The organism is Microcoleus sp. bin38.metabat.b11b12b14.051 (assembly GCF_013299165.1).
In the GTDB taxonomy this organism is placed as follows: Bacteria; Cyanobacteriota; Cyanobacteriia; order Cyanobacteriales; family Microcoleaceae; genus Microcoleus.
Genome location: NZ_JAAFKD010000004.1, coordinates 37,436 through 53,619, shown reverse-complemented (window position 1 = coordinate 53,619; position 16,184 = coordinate 37,436). Strand labels below are relative to the sequence as shown.

Annotated in this window: 11 protein-coding genes; 8 read left to right on the top strand and 3 right to left on the bottom strand. The window is 47.2% G+C overall.

What is annotated here, in order from left to right; genetic code table 11:
* Positions 1-79: 79 nt before the first annotated feature.
* The 3 genes from QZW47_RS06295 to QZW47_RS06285 all read left to right on the top strand — a co-directional run bounded on the left by QZW47_RS06295 (position 80) and on the right by QZW47_RS06285 (position 4,124).
* Positions 80-196, top strand: a complete 117-nt coding sequence (locus QZW47_RS06295; protein WP_039887172.1) for a photosystem II reaction center protein I — start codon at positions 80-82, stop codon at positions 194-196.
* Between the two features lie 342 nt (positions 197-538).
* Complete coding sequence (locus QZW47_RS06290; protein ID WP_293125169.1) at positions 539-3,082, top strand: DUF3769 domain-containing protein; 2,544 nt, start codon at positions 539-541, stop codon at positions 3,080-3,082.
* Positions 3,083-3,443: 361 nt separating this feature from the next.
* Positions 3,444-4,124, top strand: a complete 681-nt coding sequence (locus QZW47_RS06285) for a hypothetical protein (RefSeq protein WP_293125167.1) — start codon at positions 3,444-3,446, stop codon at positions 4,122-4,124.
* Positions 4,125-4,404: 280 nt separating this feature from the next.
* Here the strand turns inward: QZW47_RS06285 and QZW47_RS06280 are convergent, their stop codons facing one another.
* Complete coding sequence (locus QZW47_RS06280; protein WP_293125165.1) at positions 4,405-4,917, bottom strand: phycobiliprotein lyase; 513 nt, start codon at positions 4,915-4,917, stop codon at positions 4,405-4,407.
* 1,041 nt (positions 4,918-5,958) lie between these two features.
* Between QZW47_RS06280 and QZW47_RS06275 the strand changes: the two genes are divergently transcribed.
* Positions 5,959-8,196: a hypothetical protein gene (locus QZW47_RS06275; protein WP_293125163.1), complete on the top strand. Its 2,238-nt coding sequence runs from the start codon at positions 5,959-5,961 to the stop codon at positions 8,194-8,196.
* Positions 8,197-8,416: 220 nt separating this feature from the next.
* Here QZW47_RS06275 and QZW47_RS06270 read toward each other — a convergent pair whose 3' ends face one another.
* Positions 8,417-9,826: a heterodisulfide reductase-related iron-sulfur binding cluster gene (locus tag QZW47_RS06270; protein ID WP_293125161.1), complete on the bottom strand. Its 1,410-nt coding sequence runs from the start codon at positions 9,824-9,826 to the stop codon at positions 8,417-8,419.
* 361 nt (positions 9,827-10,187) lie between these two features.
* The gene (locus tag QZW47_RS06265) at positions 10,188-11,567 is read right to left on the bottom strand and encodes an FAD-binding oxidoreductase (RefSeq protein WP_293125159.1); all 1,380 of its coding nucleotides are present in this window, start codon (positions 11,565-11,567) and stop codon (positions 10,188-10,190) included.
* Between the two features lie 84 nt (positions 11,568-11,651).
* Here QZW47_RS06265 and QZW47_RS06260 point away from each other — a divergent pair, with 84 nt between their 5' ends.
* The 4 genes from QZW47_RS06260 (at position 11,652) to QZW47_RS06245 (ending at position 16,097) form a co-directional block, all read left to right on the top strand.
* Entirely contained in the window at positions 11,652-13,127 is a 1,476-nt protein-coding gene (locus QZW47_RS06260) for an ATPase domain-containing protein (protein WP_293125157.1), read from the top strand.
* 670 nt (positions 13,128-13,797) lie between these two features.
* Positions 13,798-14,169 carry a response regulator gene (locus tag QZW47_RS06255; protein WP_293125154.1) on the top strand — a complete coding sequence of 124 codons (372 nt, stop codon included), beginning with the start codon at positions 13,798-13,800 and terminating at the stop codon, positions 14,167-14,169.
* Positions 14,166-15,326, top strand: a complete 1,161-nt coding sequence (locus QZW47_RS06250) for a HAMP domain-containing sensor histidine kinase (RefSeq protein WP_293125152.1) — start codon at positions 14,166-14,168, stop codon at positions 15,324-15,326. Before QZW47_RS06255 ends, QZW47_RS06250 begins: the two co-directional genes overlap by 4 nt.
* Positions 15,327-15,359: 33 nt before the next feature.
* The gene (locus tag QZW47_RS06245; protein WP_293125151.1) at positions 15,360-16,097 is read left to right on the top strand and encodes a DUF4079 domain-containing protein; all 738 of its coding nucleotides are present in this window, start codon (positions 15,360-15,362) and stop codon (positions 16,095-16,097) included.
* The last annotated feature ends 87 nt before the right edge of the window (positions 16,098-16,184 follow it).

Genomic DNA, 16,184 nt, shown 5'->3' with positions numbered 1-16,184 from the left:
TCTTTAGCTTATGATAAAAAAGCTGCGGCAACAGCAGCAAATCAGCTCAGTATGATGCCATCTTTGGAGACTCCCTAGCGTGCTAACCCTCAAAATCGTAGTTAATGTAGTTGTTCTATTTTTTGTTTCCCTGTTCATATTTGGATTTTTGTCCAATGACCCAGCCCGGAACCCCAACCGCAGAGACATGGAATAAACAAACTATATCGACGGCCAGCCTGGGGTGCCACACAGCACCCCCAGAATTAGGCGGTCAACCCGCAAAAAATGACAGAAACAAAGGGATACAAGCCCCATCCTTTGAGGACGGCTTTTCCCCCTCATCAATAACCGCACCAAGCCGTTCTTGCAAGTTATGGACGGCTTTTAGCTTGTCCTTCACTCCCCGTAGTAGATTAAAACAGACTGAATCTTTAAAGATTTTCGGTTAACCTTGAAACGTTGCCCGTTAAATGCAAAAATTTGAACGATAAATTGCCCGCTATAAAAAAACTCTAAAATCAGAAATCTCAAATCGGATGACTCACCTGTTTTAACTATGCCCTATCCGGTACCGCCGCCCGAACCATCTGCCGTCATCTACATCGCAAAGCCCAAGAAAGCAGCCCTGACTGTGGCAAAAAGCGACTCTGACACCCGCAGCCCCGCCCCAGAAATACCGGAATCAAGCTCAGAAATCCTCGAACCCCAACCCACACCAGTTCAACCACCAACCAGTGTCGCACTCCTCGGTACCGCTCCAGCAGCAGAGCAACCTCTCGCAATCGGCGACCCCCTAGCCACCGCAGACAGCGGGGGCGCAGTAGCGGAATTTGGGCGTCAGCCAACAGCAACAGCCCCAGCTCCAAAAGACGCCTCGTTTACTGCTTATCCGCTAGCACCAGCAGAAACGGCTGTTTCCAGCCAAAATCAACAACCGACCCCAGAGGCTCTCAGAACCGAGGATAAACCGCAGCAAAGTAATCTTGTTGCGCCACAGGAAAACGGGTATCAGGCAAAAGGCAGGCAATTAGAAGATAGCGCCCCTGTTGCTCCAGATATTCCCGAACCAGAACCACCTCCAGCGCGCGACCAGCAGCCCCAGTTCGAGATTCCTACACCAGGTACTCCCCCCCTACCTGGCACCCCGCCCGCGCCCTCAGCGCCCGGGACACCGAAACCCAAGCCTAAACCAGGCACGCCACCAGGGGTGCGGACTGCTCCATCTCAACGCACGGTACCATTTCCGGTGAGTCCGGCAGATACGATCGAAATTAAAGCCGACAGCCAAGAATTTGACGACAAGCAGCAAATTGTCACGGCGGTGGGTAGGGTGATTGTGCGCTTCCGCCAAACCGTGATTGATGCCGATCGCGCGATCGTCAACTTAGTCACCCGCCAAGTGATAGCATCCGGTAATGTCGCCTATACCCGCGGGCAACAAGTCATCCGGGGCAGGCAGATGGAATTCAATCTCGGCCTCAACTCCGGCGCCGTCGAACAAGCCAGCGGCGAACTTTTCCTCCCCGCAGCAGGCAGCGAATTAACCCCGACACTCCCCACAGATATCAGTGCCGGCACCATTCTCGAACAGCCCCTGAGCGATCGAATTACCAGCCAACAGCCCGTGCGCGGAGTCAAATCGTCCGGAGCCGCGAATATTACCGTCGGCGGGGGCGGACAGCTAGCCGCCCCCCAAGTTACCGGCGCCGTCAACCGCGTCCGTTTTGAAGCAGAACGCCTCGAACTGCTGCCAGACGGCAGCCGGGTAGCCACCAACATTCGGATAACTAACGACCCGTTTTCCCCGCCAGAACTTGAATACAGGGCCCGCAGAGCGACGATTAGAAGGATTTCGCCCACGGCTGAGGAACTGGTCACAAATTCCCCCCGCCTCGTGTTTGACAACCGCGTCAAAATACCCGTCTATCCCCGGCGCCAAGTTTTTGACAGCAAACAGAAGAACGGCCCCTGTTTGAACTTTGGCTACGACGCCGGAGACAGAGGGGGTTTGTTCGCCGAGTGCGGTTTTGAAGTATTGCAAAACGGGCCGGTGCGACTGACTCTGACTCCCCAAATTTACCTACAGCGGGCTCTGGAAAAGCACGGCGGCAATCCATTTTTCCCCGACAGCTACGGACTCAAAGCCCGCTTGGGCGCTAGCCTGGGCCCGCGCACCAACATCGAAGGCTCGGCAATATTTCTGACTTTCGACAATTTCCCGAATTTGCCAGAAAACACCTTTCGGGGCAATTTGCGCTTGCGCCAGTCGATCGGCACTCACTCTTTAGCGGCAGAATACAGTTATCGCGATCGGCTCTTTAACGGTTCTCTCGGCGAGCAAACCGTGCAGAGCAGTCTCGGAGCCGTCCTCACTTCCCCGCAGATGCAAATCGGCAGCACGGGCATCAATTTCAGCTACCAAGCCGGGTATCAATTTATCAATGCTGACACCGATCGACCCGACTTGCTCCCACCAGTACGCGAAAACAACCGCATCGATTTGGGTCGCGCCCAAGCCAGCATCGCCCTCAGCCGCGGCTTCAACCTGTGGCAAGGTCAGCCGCTACCCCGTACTCCCACCCAAGGTTTGAAGTACACGCGGACGCCAGTAGTTCCTTTCTTGCAACTGGCCCTGGGAGTCCGAGGAGTTGGCTCATATTACAGCAGCGGCGACAGACAAAATTCGATCGCCAGCAGCATCGGCCTTCAAGGGCAGTTCGGTCATTTCTCCCGCCCTTTCCTCGATTACACTGGATTTAACGTGACTTACACTCAGGTGTCGCGGGACGGGGTATCGCCTTATTTGTTCGATCGGCTAGTAGATTTGAAAGTCTTGTCTTTTGGACTTGTGCAGCAAGTTTACGGAGGCTTTCGAGTCGGGTTTCAAAGTGCTATTAATTTAGAGAGCAAGGAAACAATCAGTACCAACTACACTCTGGAATACAGCCGCCGCAGCTACGCAATTATTTTGCGTTTTAATCCTGAGCGTCAAGTCGGCAGCCTGACTTTTAGAATTAGCGACTTCAACTGGAACGGCACTCCCCAACCTTTTTCCGGGGACGTGCGAACAGTAGAAGGAGGGGTGCGTTTATCAGATTAATTTAATTGGGTAAAATAGTCATTAGTCATTGGTCATTTTACCCGCTCGCGAAGTCGAAGGGTGGTCAGTTGTCAGTTGTCATTGGTCATTTGTCATTAGTCATTGGTAATAATGAAGCTGCTAAAAAAATCACCAATAATTATTAATTACAAATTATCCAATTGTCAATTACTAAATTTTCCAATGACAAATGACAAATGACAAATGACAAATGACTGCTGACTGCTGAATGCTGAATGCTGAATGCTGACCGATCAATAACCAATTACCAATGACAACAGACAACAGACAACAGACAACAGACAACAGACAACAGACAACAGACAACAGACAACAGACAACTGACTAATTACCAATTCCCATGACAGAAGTGAGGGCAATATCTGCCGAAGCGGCGGCTCTGCTGGTTCACTACGGTTTTGACCTAGGTGGCAAAAAAGCAGAGAAATTGGCGGGTGAATGGCTGACAAAGTATCCCGGTCAGTGGCTGCGCTTAGCAGTAGTTGAAGCGCTTTATCAAGGGCGCTACAAGGCTGTTTCTGTGGCACAGCTCTTGAGTATGTGGCAGCGGATAGGCGAACCGCTCTATCATTTCAATCGCGAGTTTGAACGCTTGGTATGCAACAATTTTCCTCAGGATTTAACCTTTGAAAGCGAGGCAGGGCGACGGCAGGAAAATATAATTTTATCACCATCCCATCCAGCAGCATCTGAAGTCAGTGTTGCAGAGTTAGATGTGGTGGATGCGATGGCGCCAAAAATCGATCGCCCGCCAGATGCAGCAGTCCCTAACCCAGAGGCGCAGGAAACAGAAAAATTGCCCGCAGCCGACGATCGCACCAAAGAAAATACAGAAGTTGTAGTATATGAAGATGTGGCTGTTACTGCCCTAGCCGATCGAGCTGAACCCGATCGCTCCTTAGCAGACAAACCCGCAACTAAATCCTTTCCAGTTGCCAAGCACACTGATTTTCACAGTAAATTAAAAGCCGTTGCCCGAGAAGGCCGCAGGAAAAAGGGAGAAAGCAGAAAGCAGAAATAAGCTGTCGTGCGAATTAGATAGTTGCGTGCGATCGACCCAACAACAGATACAAGGCCGGACTTTGGCTTGTTACTTTCGCTCGGACTGGTAACGCAGATTATTGGCGAAGAAGAGCCTCCTTTTATCTCAAAGCACCGGCTGTCCGAGCCGGCCGACAGTTGGATGATTTTGGGAAAATACTATAAGTTGCCAACAGTCAAAAATTTGGCGTCAAAGTTAGAACTCCCAAATTTATCTGTAGACTAAATGTCAAATCCCAAAATCTAAAATCTACAGCGTGTTAAGTTTTCGGGCTTCCTCCCATCCGAATTTCCGAACAAAAAGAGGCTTGTTCCGTACCGTTAGCTTGCTTGACAACGCTAGTACGCAGGCGCAGGTTAGGGATGAGATACCACAGCCTTTCTTCGGCGCGAACAGTATCTGACTCTGTAATCAATGTCAGCACGTCGTCGCCGCCCATGACGTAGCGGGTGTTTCCCTTGGCTTGCAACACTTTGCCTTCGCTGGGATTCTCCCGATCGGGTACGATCGCTAATATTGTAGAACCAATTTGTTTGGCAGCAGCGCGATCGGCAGTACCGTCCCAACTAATCCGAACGCCCTTTAGCCCAGTTGAGGCCGGGTTAATCGAATGTTGTTGGCAAAGTTCAACGACTGCTGCATCGCTAGCTGTCAGTATTTCTATTTTGAGGTCAGATTTACCTGCCTGCAATTCGCCCGACTTAAGATTGTGTACGGTACGTTGCGAAAACCATTTGCCTGCACTTAACTCAAAAAACTCGCTAACATCCATGAAATTTGTCTCTAAACCTAAATAGTTCTTGATTCTCGCGACTTGCGCCCTCTGGAGTCAGAAACCCAGTTTCCTCCTGTGCACCTAGCGGTCAAACCAAAGATTTTAGCTATCAACCCGGTTTAAGAGTGCAAGTCCCATAATTTATTTTAAAGGAATGGGGCGCGCCTGCAAAGGTTTCCGCGAGGTTTGGGCGAACCAGATTGCAGGTGCCCTTGAGTTGCTTCACCCAATCGGCGCAACATTTGCCTCACTGGCTGCGCCTGCTATAGCAGTGGGCCGCTTGACAGTGGACAGCTTGCGCGAAAAGCGACTTGTCCCGAGCGAAGTCGAGGGAAGTCGAAGAGTGGACAGCTTGCGCTGAGCGAAGTCGAAGAGTTGCTTCGTCAAGGAAATCAAACCGTTTCTGCTACAGGCTCTAGGCTCTATTCATGAGGTTATTTATGTCCTCACCGGTGTGGCGATTGCTATAAATACAAAATTAGAGCCTTCTGGTACAAAAGTGTTGCCTTAAAAAAGTCTTGTTCCCACATCAAATAGGATTGCCACACATCAAAGTTTTTAGCCTCTATCCGCCCAAAAACTGCTACCAGCACGGGCTGGCGCGTCTGGGAACTCCAAAATTTTCATAAAAGTTCAACTTCCCAGATTTATGTGTGAAGTAGATGTAATATCTCAAATCGCATCACACTGTTGGGCGATCGAGAATCATTGGCAACAGACCAGCTATATTAAGAAAAGCAACGATCTATGTCAGCTTTTGTCGATCGCTCCCTAGATTTAGCGCTGTTGAGGTAATGATATCGGCTGCTGTTTATGGTAATGGGGCTGCTTTAAAATACTCCAGGCAGACTCAGACTAAAAAACCAGCCCTCGATTCAAATATCGGGCAAACAATGGCAGCACATCGCTAGCAAAATAGCATTCAAATATGCCATGCTAAGTAAGCGAGAAAAGTTTCTCCATCGAATTTCCAGCAAGGTGCAGCTAGCGATCGCATACATTTAAAAAAGACATCACTAAAAAAGACATCACAAATTTATGAGCGACTTTACACATGGGCTGGATCAAATGCAGCCCGCCGAACAGACGCACTGTTTGGGAATTCTGCCAAGTCAGCTAGCAGCGACTTCTGATTCAGAAAAATTATACAGCTTACTAACAGATTACAATTTTATTGAAGCAAAGCTGTCGGCATCTGGAGTACAAGCACTAATAGAAGATTACGATCTAGCAACCTGTCCAGATATTATCAGCTCCGAACAAAAAGCAGACAAACTCAAATTAATCCAAGAAGCAATCCGGCTTTCTTCACACATTATAGCCAAAGATCCAACGCAACTAGCAGCCCAACTAATTGCCCGCTTAATGCGCTTTGAAATTCCAGAAATTCAAGCACTGCTAGCGCAAGCAAAACATCAGAAAAATCCGTGGCTGCGGCCACTAACGCCCAGCTTTACCCCTCCGGGCGGAAGATTGCTGCGAACCCTCACCGGACATACAGATTGGGTGCAAGCAGTAGCAATCACCCCAGACGGCAAGCAAGCAATTTCTGCCTCATCCGACCACACTCTTAAAGTTTGGCACTTAGAAACAGGAGAAGAACTTGCCACCCTCAAAGGTCATCTTACCTACGTCAATGCTGTAGCCGTCACCCCAGACGGAACTAAAGTAATTTCCGGTTCTTGGGACAATACTATTAAAATTTGGGATTTAGCAACTAAAACAGAAATATTGACATTTGCCGGCGATACTTTTGCAGTAGAAGCAGTAGCAGTAACTCCCGACGGCAAGCGAGTAATTTCCGGTTCGTGGGACGGCAGCATAAAAGTTTGGAATTTAGCAACAGGAGAAGTGATTTTCAACCTAAAAGGTCACAGCAGTTTTGTGCAGTCCATAGCAGTAACTCCCGACAGCAAACGGTTGATTTCCGGGTCAGGAGACAACAGCATTAAAGTCTGGAACCTAGAAACAGGAAAAGAACTATTTACCCTCACGGATCACGCAGATTGGGTAAAAGCTGTAGCAGTAACTCCCGACGGCGAACAAATAATTTCCGGCAGTTATGACGGCACAGTCAAAGTTTGGAGTTTGAGTCGGAGAGAAAAACTTTTTACTTTAGGAATTCATAACAGCTTCGTCCAAGCTGTGGCAGTCACTCCCGACGGAAAACGGGTAATTTCCGCAGCAGGCGACAAAACGCTAAAAGTTTGGAATCTGGAAACACAAGCAGAACTTTTCACTTTTACCAATCACATCGCCCCAGTGAATGCTGTAGCCGTCACCCCCGACGGCAAGCGGATAGTTTCAGGTTCCTCTGACAAAACTCTCAAAGTTTGGCACTTAGAAATAGGCCAAGAAAATTTATCCTATGCCGGTCACGATGATTGGGTAAATGCTGTAGCAGTCACTGCCGACGGTACGAAAGTTATTTCCGGTTCTGGAGACAACAGCATTAAAGTCTGGAATCTGGAAAATGGAGAGGAACTTTTTGCTATTCCCGGTCATAAAGACTGGGTAAAAGCAATCGCTGTCACCCCGGACAGCAAGAAAATAGTTTCAGGTTCCGGCGACAAAACTGTTAAAGTTTGGAATCTCGAAACCGGACAGGAAATATTTACTTTCACAGGTCATACAGATTGGGTGAATTCTGTTGCTGTTACCCCCGACGGCAAGCTGGCGATTTCAGGTTCTGCCGACAAAACTATTAAAGTTTGGAATTTGGAAACAGGAGAGGAAGTTTTGACATTTATCGGTCACACCGACGGGATAAAAGCTGTGACAGTTACTCCCGACGGTAAGCGGATTATTTCGGCTGCGGGCGACAAAACCCTAAAAGTTTGGAGTTTGGGGAAAGACGAGAATATTTTGGCAACTTTCTGGAATTTTGCCGTCAAAAATCAACTTTTTACCCTCAAAGGTCATGAGAGTTTTGTAAATGCTGTGGCAGTTACGGCGGACGGCAAATGGGCAATTTCTGGCGGGCGAGAAACACCTATAAAAGTTTGGAATTTGTCAAGTAGAAAAGAAGCTTTTACTTTAGCAGGTCATGCCGATGCGGTAACATCTGTAGCGACGCTGGGAAATAAGGTAATTTCCGTTTCAGATGACAATACTCTCAAAGTTTGGGATTTGTTGAGTAGAAAAGTAGTTGCTACTTTTAGGGGAGATAGTGCTTTGAAAGCTTGCGCTATTGCACCGGATGGGGTAACAATTGTGGCGGCGGAAGCTTCGGGACAAGTACATTTTTTGAGGTTGGAATTAGTCAGTAGTCAGTAGTCAGTGGTCAGTTGTCATTGGTTATTGGTCAGTGGTCAGTTGTCATTGGTTATTGGTCATTAGTCAATTCTCCCCTTCTTCCCTCTTTGTTCTGTCAATTGTCAACAGTCAACAGTCAACTGTCAACAGTCAACTGTCAACTGTCAACTGTCAACTGTCAACTGTCAACTGTCAACTGTCAACTGTCAACAGCAGGGCGGACACCGGCCGCCCTACAAAACTAATGCTTCTGCAACATCACCCCACGAATAGAATAATCCAAAAGCTCGATCGGGTGCATCAAAGTCACAGATTTCCCCTGCAACTCCAAATGCTTCTTAATTTGCAAAGAACAACCAGGATTAGAAGAAGCAATCAACTCGGCCCCAGTATTCAACAAATTCTCCACCTTTTGCACGCCCAACTCATCAGCAATTTCCGGCTGAAGCATATTGTAAACCCCCGCACTCCCGCAACACAAAGCAGCATCCACAGGTTCTTTCAACTTCACACCAGGAATTTGTTGCAACAACTGGCGCGGCTGCAAACTAATCTTTTGTCCGTGCAACAAATGACAAGCATCCTGATAAACAATTGTCAAATCTCCCTCAATCAAAGGATTGAGTTTCGCCGTAATTCCCGCACTTGCCAAAAATTCTTGTACGTCCTTGACATTAGCAGCAAACTTCTCAGCTTTCTCGCGATATTCCGGGTCATCTGCTAAAATGTGACCGTACTCTTTCAAAGTGTGGCCGCAACCCGCAGCGTTGATAATTACAAAATCAACACCAGTATTTTCAAAACTATCAATCATCTGTCTCGCCAAAGCTTTCGCCTGTTGGGCTTGTCCTTGATGTTCCGGTAAAGCAGCGCAGCATCCTTGACTTTTTGGAATCACAACCTCGCAACCGTTAGCCGTCAAAACACGCACCGTAGCCTCATTAACAGGCGAGAACAACAACCTCTGCACGCAGCCTAAAATCACGCCAACTCGATAGCGTTTCTCCCCTTGTGCGGGAATGACTTCCGGTAAATTATCCCGGAAAGAATCGACTGTTACCTTCGGCAAAATTGATTCCATCGCCGCCAAGCGAGGAAATACTTTTTTTAGCAAACCTGTTTTCCGAATTAGTTTTGGAAGTCCTAATTTTTGATAAATAAACAGCGGTACCAGCAACGGCCGCAATCTGTGAGGATAAGGAAAGAGATTAAAAATCAGAGTGCGAATTACATTGTCAGAAAAAGTGCGTTTTTGATTTCTGGTAACTTGGTGGCGAGTTGCAGAAATTAACTTGTCGTACTGCACGCCAGACGGACAAGTTGTCACGCAGGCCAAACAGCCCAAACAAGTATCAAAATGCTGCGAAGTTGCTTCGTTTAAAGGTGCATCGCCTTCGTTGATTGCATCCATTAAATAAATGCGGCCTCGCGGCGAATCCATTTCTTTGCCGAGTACGCGATAACTCGGACAAGTTGACAAACAAAAGCCGCAGTGGACGCAGGTATCGATTAATTTGGGATCTGGCGGATTGTTGGCGTCAAAACCGGGAATTTCGAGAGTTTGCAAGTGGGGATTTTGTGCTAGGAAATTGCTTTCTTTTGCTGGTCTTAAATCGTCGCTGGGAATTTGAGATGTTTCGGGAATTTGCATATATAGCAGTTGACAGTTGACAGTTGACAGTTGACAATTGCATAGTACGGGAATCAAACCATTTATGCTTGATGGGTATCGGCTCTATTCATGAGATTATTTATGTCCGCGCCCGATGTGGCGGTTGCTATATTACCTAATTCCTTTGGTTCGTAGGGATAGTTTTAGTCCTTTTTCTGGGATTTAAGAAGGACTTAAGTCCTCACTACGAACCTTAAATTCCTGGTTTGTAGTGAGGAGTTTAGTCCTTTTTCTGGGATTTAAGAAGGACTTAAGTCCTCACTACGAACCTTAAATTCCTAGTTTGTAGTGGAGAATGCGAGTCCTATTCATGGGATTTAAGAAGGACTCTCCGTCCTCACTACGAACCTTTTAAGATTGAGCGATTTGGATTTAAAATATTTTCCGGGTCAAACTCTTGCTTGATCCGGCGCATTAGATCGATCGCACTTCCAGTATAGCCCCAAACATCTAACTCTTGCTTGATCTGGGTCGGCGCTACTAAAACGGTGAGAAAACCGCCTTTAGCTTCGCACTTTCTACGTATCTGCAACAGCGTTTCGGCAGTCGCAGTCTCAAACCGCAACACCCCCAAACCGCTGCCTGCATGAATCAAAGCGTCCTGTACTGGCAATTCGTTAATTGCTTTGACTGCTTCCGAGGGTCTGATGCCTATTTTACAAATAATTGGGGAATTCTGGGCATAATTCCAGACTGTTTCTGGCAATCTTTGCCATAATTGATCCTCGTCGTTGTCGCGGCAGCTTGTGCCTTGCAAACCCAACTTTTGGGCAACTTCTAGCAAGCGGGCTGATTGTTGTTTCACGCTTTCGCCGATGCTTTGAAACCTCACCACCAATCCCGAACCTTTACCTAAATTCAGTTTTTCTACTAACTGCGGTGATAGCAAATCCACAGCCGTCGGTGTCAGGGCAGAAGATAACAAGATTTGAGCAGCTTCGGCTAAAGCATTCGTTTCACCTGTCAGTATGACAGTTCCCGATGATTCCGGTAGCGGATAAACTCGGAAAGTTACTTGACTGATGACGCCTAAGGTGCCGTAAGCGCCGGTTAACAGTTTCATTAAGTCGTAACCGGCGACATTTTTGACAACTCTACCTCCGCCTGTGGCAATTTTACCGTCCGATCGCACAAATGTGATTCCCAGCAACAAATCGCGCACGCCTCGATAGCGGTGTCGTAAAGAACCTGTGTCAGCCGTAGCGATAATTCCGCCTAAAGTTGCCTGTTGCCGATATGCTGGATCGATCGGCAAAAATTGACCTGATGCTCCTAAAATTTCCTGCAAATCAACAAACTTCATCCCCGCTTCGGCCGTCACCGTTAAATCGCCCACAGCGTGTTCTACCAGGCGATTGAGGCGCGCCGTACTGACGGCAATGAGCCCCCCTGACCCCTGTAAGAAAGAGGGTTCACAAAGCTCTCGGTCAGGGGGTTTGACGGGATCTAATTGAACTAAACTGCCCCAATCGAGTTTGCTGCCGCTACCACAAGGCAAGACGGCGCAGCGATTTTTGCTGGCCCAAGCAATAACGGCCGCGAGTTCTTGTTGAGTGTGGGGGTAAACTGTACAAGCTATTGAAGTGCCCGGCGCAACTGCTTTTTCTACCCGTTCTTGCCAAAAAGCCTCTATATCTTGCTGCTGACAGATGCCAGCAGTGCCGACAATATTTTCTAATTCTTGTATGCTAACGTAGGTTTCGGTAGAAAAAGATTTCATGAAGGTTATCGGACGCCCGGTAAAAAAATAATCAAAATACTGCCTAGAACCATTAAATATTAATACGGGCCCGATATCCAAAACATGAACCAACAAATGTCTCAAAACCGAGTTTCGGTAGGAATTACGGGTCTGAACGAAGTTATTGACGGCGGCCTGATTGCTCAGCGCTCTTATCTGGTACGCGGCGGCCCGGGTACTGGGAAGACTACACTGGGCTTTCATTTTTTGGCTGCTGGTATAGCTCTGGGAGAAACGCCCCTGTTTATTACTTTAGGAGAACCGGAAGCCCAATTGCGCGCTAATGCCGCAAGTCTCGGTTTTGACATCGAGGCGATGGCCTTCCTCGATTTGAGCCCATCCTCTGAATTTTTTACCGAAGTTCAAACCTACGACATCTTCTCACCGTCGGAAGTTGAACGAGAACCGACTACCCAAAAAATTATTGAGCGAGTCCAAGCTATCCAGCCGCAACGGGTGTTTTTGGATGCGATTACTCAATTTCGCTATTTGGCTGCGGATGAGTTTCAGTTTCGCAAGCAGGTTTTGTCTTTTCTGCGGTTTTTGGTGGAAGGGGGGGCGACGGTGGTTTTCACGTCAGAAGGTACATTAAGCGCTCCCGACGACGATTTGCAATTCATCAGCGATGGCGTAATTTACTTGGAATTGCGGCCCGAAGGGCGCACTCTGTCTGTCACTAAGCTGCGCGGTTCCAACTTCCGCGACGGGCGCCATTCGCTGCGCCTGACTCAGGCTGGGATGGAGGTGTTTCCGCGGCTGCTTCCGGACAATTACCAACAGGATTTTGTGGCGGAACCGATTTCTGCTGGAGTTCCAGAATTGGACGAACTGCTGCACGGGGGACTGGAACGGGGTACTGTGAGTGTGATTAGCGGGCCTAGCGGGGTGGGTAAGACGACGGTGGGGATTCAGTTTATGAAGGAAGCAGCAGGAAGGGGGGAGCGATCGGTAGTTTACATCTTTGAGGAGTCAATTTCTACTCTGCTGCGCCGCTGCGAATCAGTTAACATCCCCGTTGGGGCGATGATGGCTCAGGGAAGTCTTTCGGTGATAGCTGTGGAACCTTTGCTGTATTCGCCGGATCAGTTTGCGAATATGGTACGCCGAGAGGTGGAGCAGGAAAAGACGCGGATTGTGATGATTGACAGTATTTCTGGCTATCAGCTTTCGATGCGGGGTCAAGATTTGGTGAACAATTTGCACGCTTTGTGCAAGTATCTCAAGAATATGGGAGTTACGGTGATCTTGATTAATGAGATAGAAGGGATTAGCGGAGATTTTCGGCTGACTGAGATCGGAATTAGCTATTTGGCTGACAATCTTCTGTTTATCCGCTATCTGGAGCGCCAACTTCATAATAGAACGGAAATCCGCAAGGCGATCGGCGTCATTAAAAAACGTGTCAGCAATTTCGAGAAAACTCTGCGAGAACTCGATATTACTCGCTACGGTATCAAAGTCAGTAAACCTATACGGGGACTGCGCGGCATTTTAAGCTCGGCGCCGGTGTGGGTTGACGTGGTAGAGGGTGAAGATTGAATCGGGGTTTGCCGTGTTTTTTGCAGCCAATTGTAGCTAATCAAAGCGGCGGCTAACCGACTGCTTTACGACTGGGTACACCTGGCACCTCAGCAATAGAATTAGCGCCCGCACCGCGCAGCCACGTAGCAGCCTCAGTCTTGGAAAAGTTAAATTTAGTGGTAAACTTGTGTAGTTTTCTAATTTCAATAATACCTATTATGAAAAAAATTGCTATCTATAAATTAGCCGATGCCATCTTTAGGGAAACGGCATTCCCTTGTCCTGCTGCTATTTAGGGAAATAAAATATCTTTTTAATTATTAATGGGAGCAATACTTTTTATGGTTGACATAATAGTTACCGCCCAAGTAAGTTAATATTAGTTTGAGCAACTGTTGTTATAATTATTGAGTGTATAAATTATGTGTCAGATCGCGTGCGGTCGATTGCCATCACAAAAACGGTTCGATCGTTTGGAATTGTGTCCTCGGACTAAGAACGGACTGAAGTCCGCACTACGAACCTATGCTGCGGATTGGAGATTGGTGTAGTAATATTTTTTATAAATGGTATTATTAAAACTATTAAAAAATAATGTGATTCACTTGCCCGTGCTGTAAAAGTATTTATAATAGACAATTCCCAATTATAAAATCTAAAATCTAAAATCGTCAGAGGACGCTGAGCGATGACTACCAACTCAATAATTTTAGCGGTAGACCGCAATCAGCGAAACTTGGAACTGGTAGCACAATTTCTCCATAAAGAAGGATACCAGACCCTCGGCGCTTGTAGCTTGGAAGATGTTGCACGAGCGATCGGCGAACCTGCTAGAATTGGGATGGCTTTAGTAGATATTTCTGGTTTCGATCGCCAGATTTGGGACTGCTGCGAACAACTGCGGAATCACCAAATCCCTTTTTTGATACTTTCCCCCAAACAAAGCGCGGCGATTCAGCACGAAAGCTTCTCCCGCGGTGCTCGAAGTATGCTGGTCAAACCTTTGATCGTTAAAGATTTGCTGTCTATTGTACGCAGCTTGCTAGGAGAACCGACGTGAGTCAAATTTTATTGCTTGTCGAACAGAAAGAAAATCGCCGCTTGTTATTAGAATGGCTGGCAGTTTACTATGAGGTATTGCTGCCAAATTATACAGAAAATATTGATGAAATTTTACCATTTAATCAATCTTTTGACCTGGGAATCATTGACGGTCTTGCCTTGAAGCGACACTGGCAGTGGATCGCAGCCCAAAAACAGGCAGAAGACCCGCTATGCTTGCCTTTTTTGTTGATTACATCTCGCTCGGATGTCGGGATGGCAACGCGATTTATTTGGCAAACTATTGACGATTTAATTATTGCTCCGATCGAGAAGATAGAATTGCAAGCGCGGGTGGAGATTTTGCTGCGAGCGCGCCAGTTGTCTTTAACTCTCAAATTGTCTCACGATCAACTCGATCGCAGTTTGCAAACAGCCAAAGAGCTCAACGATATGAAAACCTCTTTGCTGTACATGATTGCCCACGATGTTCGCAATCCTTTAAACTTCATTATCGGCACTACGCAAGTTCTTGCTAGATACAAATCGAAACTATCTGATGATAGAACACAAGAACTGCTTGACAAAACTCAAGTTGCAGCAAAAAGCATCGATCAGTTATTAGATGATGTTCTGCTACTCGGCCGCTCGGAGTCTGGAAAAATCGCGTTTTGCTTGCTACAGCTAGACTTAACTAAATTCTGTAATGAGTTGGTTTTGGAATTTCAGAGCAGCCTGAATTTGAAGGCTCAAGCTGATGCGGTGAAGCTGATTTTTGTGAATCACAGTCCATCGGCGATGGCTTGTTTGGAGGCAAGTTTGCTGCGGCGTATTCTGAGCAATTTGCTGTCAAATGCTATTAAGTATTCTCCCGCAAATACTGAAGTGGTTCTTGAATTAAAAGTTACGGAAAACGAGGTGATTTTTTCGGTAAGCGATGCCGGAATTGGCATACCTTTAGCCGACCAAGAACGGCTGTTTGATTCGTTTTATCGGGCGAAAAATGTGGGTATAATTCCCGGTACTGGACTGGGGCTGAGTATTGTTAAAAAATGTGTGGACTTGCACGGCGGCGAAATTGCTTTGAGCAGTGAAGAAGGCGTGGGTAGTACATTTACCGTAACGCTGCCGATCGCCCAATTTGAAGCAGAGCAACTCTCGCCTGCAACGCCTTAAACTAGATGCAGGCATTATTTTGGGATATTCAATATGGAACTCGCAGATGTTATGGCACTCCTGCATCCGGTGATCGCAGTGGCGGTAGTTTTTCCGATTATTGGTACTGTGGTGAATGCAGCGTGGCAAACTCGCCAGCGCAGGCTGCAAGTCGCTGACGGCGGTAAAAGCAAAATTCCGCCGGTTGTTGGCCCGGAGCATTTGAAGTTGGGCCAGTTGCTGACTGGGGCGCTCGTCGGAATTACGTTAATTGCTCTGGCTTACTCTATTTATTTTAAAAGTATTTTGGAAAAAAATCTGTGGGACAAATCCCCCACTCAAGTAGTTTTTATCGCACTGATGTTTGCCGCGACAATTGCTTCTTTGGTATTTTTGTATCAAGCAAGACAGAAACTTTGGCGAGGTGTTTTTGCTACTTTAACTGGTGTTGGTTTGGTGGTTTTGGGATTCCAGGAGGGGATTTTTCGCAGGGACGATGAATGGCTGGTTTCTCATTTTTATTACGGGATTGCGGCGGCGCTGTTGATGGTTTTTTCGGTGGCAATTGCGCCGGAAATTTATCACGATAGAGCGCACCGCTGGCGGAAAATTCACACTGTTTTAAACTGCATCGCCCTGCTGCTATTTTTCGGTCAGGGTGTTACGGGTACTCGCGATTTGTTGGAAATTCCTTTGAGCTGGCAAAAAGAACATCTCTATCAGTGTGATTGGAAAAATAAAACTTGTCCGAAACCTCCACAATCACAAAGTTTGGCTCCTAGAATTAATTAGAAGGCAGTTCGGTAACGAATTTTATAACGAATTTAACGTTTATGAAGTACATTTCATATCGATAAATCCCCGTAGGGACACGGCACT